We start from the raw sequence: 5,151 nt of genomic DNA on the forward strand, positions 1-5,151 counted from the left end.
TCAGCATAGTCGCGTTCTGCGATACGCTGCACGAGCGTGCTCCCAACAAAACCAGCTCCAACTACGGTGATTTTACTCCGCATTGACGTATCCTTTCATCTGTTCGCATTTAAGATGTATCGTTTTAAAAAATAGAATGGATGCTTGATCCATTAACTTTCTACCGCTATTGTATGCCTAAAAAGGCCACCATGGCAATTATTCGATCCATTTCTTTCCAGTTTTTTGAAATTTTGGATTTTTACAAATTTTTAAAAGCTCTTAAAAAGCACTTGACATCCATCAATGGATGGAGTATTATAACAACGCGCTCGAGAGAACGCACCAAACAAAGAATATTGGGGTATCGTTCAACGGTAGGACGGCTGACTCTGGATCAGTTAATTGGGGTTCGAATCCCTGTACCCCAGCCACATAAAGCGGCTTGAGAAGCGCGTTTATGACCAATCGAACAAAGCGAAGTTTAGCGGATTTTTCCTCGATTTATCGACGTGAAGACCACTGACTTCGTTTTTTTTGTTGATTTTTTATCCTCGTCCTTATATACTCTTTTCTATAGAGTGATAAGACGATAGATCACTGAAAGGCTGGTTACTATGCCAACTCAAGAAGAGCGGCTTTTGAACCTGGAACAGGCCCATAATGATGTTGTTGAGGCTGTCAAAGATATCAATCATTATGTCACGATGATGTATGGTGTCGTGGGTAAGCAAGGGGTAGATATTCGAGACATCAAAATTGGTGTGCGTTCGATAGATGAACGTCTTACAGCTTTAGATACTCGCCTTACCACGTTAGAACAGAATGTTAACAGCCGCTTTGATCGCTTGGAAAAATTGCTCCTTGATCGCCTTCCTCCTGCATAGGACATCAGATAAAATATCAGAAAAAAAGCACCTAGGCTAGTACGCTTCTGGTGCTTTTTTTATATTTTTAGTGCACAGAACCTATGAAAGGGAGCAATGCTTGTATAAATTGTATCATTGCTGTTACAGCGGTTATGATCCCTAGTATAACTGCTGCTATGCTTTTAATGTTATCAGGATTTTTAATTATGTTACCTTTGCTAGTTATTTTATAATATATTTTTAAAGTGACTGAAGGTAATGTCAAAACAAGTACAAAACACGCAAAAAAAGATGCAGACCTTACCTCTTGTGCAAATCCTATGTATTCTTTGGTATTGAATAATGAAGCATAATAGTAGAAAAATGGGGCAACAAACATACAAATTATTATACCTGGTACTTCTATCGGTATTTTGTATTTTTTGTACTCACTACGAAAAATGAAAAAACTCACTATACATAATAGTATGCATGACAATTTGCTGACATTGTTTACCCATTGAGCATTTGTTCCTATATATGAAGGCGCGTAAGATACAAATATTCCACAAGCAAGGATAGAAATTCCTTCAACTAATCTGTTACCGCTCATGAGGGTGCCTATTGGGGGCGTTGTAGCTTCATGGTTTTGGAGATCTCTAGTTTTATCATCCTGGTGGTCATCTTTTAGCGCTTCGATATCCTGATCCATTTTTCCCTTCCTCCTGTGCTGGTTTCTTTGCATTTCGAACTTAACAAGAGTATAGACGTTTACTGAGTATCTACATCAAATAAATGTCTAATAAGTGGCAGGTGCCTTGAGAAGGAAGGGGATTAAGGTTAGATATTATAAAGCTCAGAAATATTTATCATATCTCTGAGCTTATATTTATACTGTGTTCCTCGCTCCAGGTGCTTCTTTGTCTTTATTGGCCTTCCATTTTTCGAGCCCTTGCTTATATTGTTGGATGAAAGGGATACCAGACTGCTCTACATCTATGATAAAAGTCCTGCGCTCTGGTGTAAGAGGGCTTATTTCTGTAAAACCTGCATGCCTCATGAGTCGTATGCCATCTGGCATGTTACTGCGTGCTGCGATTGTTTTAATAACTATTCCTTGCTCTCCTAACCCTATGATCAACTCCATAAGGCCGCTAATCATCCTAGCTCCATAGACATGCTTATCTGTATTACTAAAGCTTGGCTTCACTCCTATAGCATGAAGATACAGGTCTATTTCTTGTGGCTTTGTAAAGCTAGCAATGTCTTTGGGGTCAATCTGTACAGGTATAGTTTGTGCCAGCACCTTATCTAGGCGTCCGGGTAGAAGTGGCATGATTGCCGTATAGCCAACTATTTGATCTGTGTCTTCATCCTTCAAATAGTGATATGTGTATGGATTTTTTGCAACAATCTTCATCCGGTCGGCTGTAGTCGTACGACCTACGCCAAAGAGCTCCTGGCTGATTTCCTGGCAGGCTTGCATTTCCTCTACTGTTTTTACAGGTAAGAACTGGGTGGATTTTTTCTTCCTCTGAATAATGAATGCCTGCATTTCAGACGCAAGTCGATCAACTTCTGAACGGCGATACACTCCTTGTTTTTTGCCTGGTGGGATTATGCGCTCCAATGTTCCATTGTTAACGTAGTTGTAGAGCATGCCGTCAGTGATCCCCAATACATTCTTCGTCTGTGCAGCTGTGTAGTATTCAACCTGTGCTTTTCTCTGTGCCACATCTTTTCTCCTTTGTATAAGCGGCCACTATCTCTATAGATTATACGAAAAGTTATCAAAGTTATCAAGTTTATGAAAATTGGGTCAAAAAGCCTTGACAACCAATTAGAGGATTGACTACAATAAAGTTATCAAAGTTATCAAACTTCAGTAACTTAAAAACTTTAATAGGTCCTCGAAGGGGTTGGGCACTCTGAGGGAAGCCAAGATATGAGCCGCTGACGCATCCGTTGCGTGAATGCTCAATATTGCGGCCTGGCTACAAAGTTCGTAAGGGGTGTTCAAAGGGACTGAAAGCTCTCGCACAAGTTAGCGAGCGGCTGTACATTGAAGGCGAAGTAAGGTGTACGGTGCGGCTCTTCTGGCTTGTACGCCGTGATAGGTGGCGTGTTACGAAGTAACCTTGGCGTCTTGTGCGGCGTCTGTTTGGGCGTCCTCTCATTGGCAAGGAAAGGATGGGTAGCAAGATTGTCAATGAGAGGCGCTCCTGTTCATCAACTGTAAAGATTGACGGCTGGCGGTCGGGGTTCGTTCCTGGTCGCTAGACGTGAGTCCTTGTAGTTGCGTTTGCTAGCTTTTCTTTGAAAGGGGGTGATCGCGTTGCCATATCGCTGTGAGTGCTGTCATGAAGAGTGTGAGGTAGTCTATCCAGTGCTAGACCTTGATGATCCTCAACAAGAATTGGTGGTCTATATCTGTGCTGACTGCTCTGACTGTGTGCTTGAAGCTTCTCTGAGCTTGCCATATGCCGCCTAACTCGTCTCCCTGACCAACAGCGTACAAAGTCCCCGTTTAAACGCTCACTTTTGAAAGGGGGTGGCAGGATGTCGCCGTCTCAGGAATGGGCTTTGTACTGGGCTGTGGTGATTGTGGCTGGCCTTGCGGTGCTGGTCACAAACAGACCGTACAATCCGCGCATTTCTCGTATACTTGCTCGTAACGTGTTCCTCTTGAGTGTTGTGCTGATCGCCTATCATTTCGTGGCTGTTTCTTTTGTTCCTCGCGCTCCTGCGATGGCGAAAGCTCCAGCGGTAGTCTCCGTGAACTATGTCAGCATGGCCAGGCAAGATGCAGTGGCGGCTGACATTAATCCTGACCTCTTTGTCCGGCAGATTCAACAGGAAAGTGGCTTCAATCCTGCGGCTGTCTCTCCAGCTGGTGCGATTGGGATTGCTCAATTCATGCCTGCCACGGCTGCGGGCCTGGGCATTGATCCACATGATCCCGTCCAGTCGCTGCGGGCTGCTGCACATTTGATGTCCTCGTACATCCAGCAATATGGGAGTGAGTCGGCTGCGCTGGCCGCCTATAACGCTGGTCCTCATGCGTTACAGCGTGCTCGCTCTCAATGTGGCGACGCCTGGATGTCCTGCTTACCTGCGGAAACGCAACGGTACATTTCCATGATTACTGGCTAGCCATTGGGCTTCCTGGTACGGTCGTTTCTCGCTGGCCTGGTGCGTGGTGCTTCGGGCCGCATCTTTACACAATTCTTTGAGAAAGAAAGAGGGTACGAACTATGATGACATTTATTGGATTCGTCAAAGCTGGTGGTGTCTATGATGTTACTCCGAAGAACAAACCATCTGAGAAAAAGCAGATGATTTCATTCACAGCGACCGATGAGTTAGGCAATAGCTTTGCCTGTCAGATGTGGCCGGATGATCCACAATTCACCCAGCTGGCACAGGTGATCGAGTCGGCACGTCGTCAGCCCGTGCAATTCGAGGTCGCCGGCTATACCTCGCGCATGCGCAAATTTCAAGATGGCACCGAAAAACCACAAACCAATTTTATTGTGACTCGTGTCTCCTTACCGAATATGGGCCTGCAGGCTGCATAAGAAAGGGGTAGCCGATGAATACACGTACCGTGGTCGGCGTTCACCTGTTCCGTGAACGCTTTGATGTTTTGCTGGCTGTCCTGGCTCCGCTCATTATGATGGCGGAGTCGGGCTATGCGAATGCCTGGGTCTTTGCGGGTGGGCATCTCGACGTTGACTTTCCGAGCCTGATGGCCTGGGGCCGTGGCATCTTCTTAGAAGCCTTGATCTTCGCCTGCTATAAGCTGGTGCGGGTGTTTGTGCTCAATAAAAAGTATCCCATTGCGGTGGTTCCCTTCATTGTTGGTAGCGTGGGGATGATCGTCTCAGCTGGTTGTAACCTGGGCTGGATGTCACAAAGTCCAGAGATGCAACGAGCATTTGCGGCAGTGGCTGCCTATCTTCCTGGCTGGATGGGTCAAATCTTCCATATTGGCCTTGGTTTGCTCTTTCCGGTTGGTGTTGGTGTCTTTGCCCTCTTCGATGTCTCGCATCTGATTGAAGAACTGATTAAAGTGTCACACCTGGATAACAAGGCCGTCATGGTGCTGCGCTCCGAATTGCATCGCACGGCGTTCCTCAAACATCAGAAACAACAAATCAGAGAGGCGTCTGAGCAATATGCCGAAATTTGTAAAGCCGATGTCGATGGGATGGTGGATCGTGCGCGGAAAGGTGACTTTACCTTCGGGGCCGAAGAACTGACACAACCACTCACGTCCACGCCTTCATCGGTGACGCGGATCAGTCCTCCCGTCGCCTTCCCG

The 5,151-nt window shown here is 45.8% G+C and carries 7 protein-coding genes and 1 tRNA gene; 6 read left to right on the forward strand and 2 right to left on the reverse strand.

The features are described 5' to 3' along the window. Positions 1-339: 339 nt before the first annotated feature. Together JMI88_RS39065 and JMI88_RS39070 are read left to right on the forward strand one after the other, a co-directional pair. Positions 340-413 (forward strand) — tRNA-Gln (locus JMI88_RS39065). Positions 414-596: 183 nt separating this feature from the next. Next, positions 597-866: a hypothetical protein gene (locus JMI88_RS39070; protein WP_201367500.1), complete on the forward strand. Its 270-nt coding sequence runs from the start codon at positions 597-599 to the stop codon at positions 864-866. Positions 867-933: 67 nt separating this feature from the next. Here JMI88_RS39070 and JMI88_RS39075 read toward each other — a convergent pair whose 3' ends face one another. Together JMI88_RS39075 and JMI88_RS39080 are read right to left on the reverse strand one after the other, a co-directional pair. Continuing rightward, on the reverse strand, positions 934-1,539 hold the full coding sequence (locus JMI88_RS39075) for a hypothetical protein (protein WP_201367501.1): 606 nt from the start codon (positions 1,537-1,539) through the stop codon (positions 934-936). A 177-nt stretch (positions 1,540-1,716) separates the two neighbouring features. After that, entirely contained in the window at positions 1,717-2,562 is an 846-nt protein-coding gene (locus JMI88_RS39080; protein ID WP_201367502.1) for a helix-turn-helix domain-containing protein, read from the reverse strand. Positions 2,563-3,162: 600 nt separating this feature from the next. Here JMI88_RS39080 and JMI88_RS39085 point away from each other — a divergent pair. The 4 genes from JMI88_RS39085 to JMI88_RS39100 form a co-directional block, all read left to right on the forward strand. After that, a complete protein-coding gene (locus JMI88_RS39085; RefSeq protein WP_201367503.1) occupies positions 3,163-3,318 on the forward strand; it encodes a hypothetical protein in 156 nt (51 codons plus the stop codon). A 68-nt stretch (positions 3,319-3,386) separates the two neighbouring features. After that, positions 3,387-3,980 (forward strand): lytic transglycosylase domain-containing protein, encoded by a 594-nt coding sequence (locus JMI88_RS39090; RefSeq protein ID WP_201367504.1) that lies wholly within the window; start codon positions 3,387-3,389, stop codon positions 3,978-3,980. Positions 3,981-4,081: 101 nt separating this feature from the next. Next, positions 4,082-4,405 carry a hypothetical protein gene (locus JMI88_RS39095; RefSeq protein ID WP_201367505.1) on the forward strand — a complete coding sequence of 108 codons (324 nt, stop codon included), beginning with the start codon at positions 4,082-4,084 and terminating at the stop codon, positions 4,403-4,405. 14 nt (positions 4,406-4,419) lie between these two features. After that, a partial coding sequence (locus JMI88_RS39100; protein ID WP_201367506.1) for a hypothetical protein occupies positions 4,420-5,151 on the forward strand: 732 nt, incomplete at its 3' end.

This window comes from Dictyobacter formicarum, from assembly GCF_016587435.1.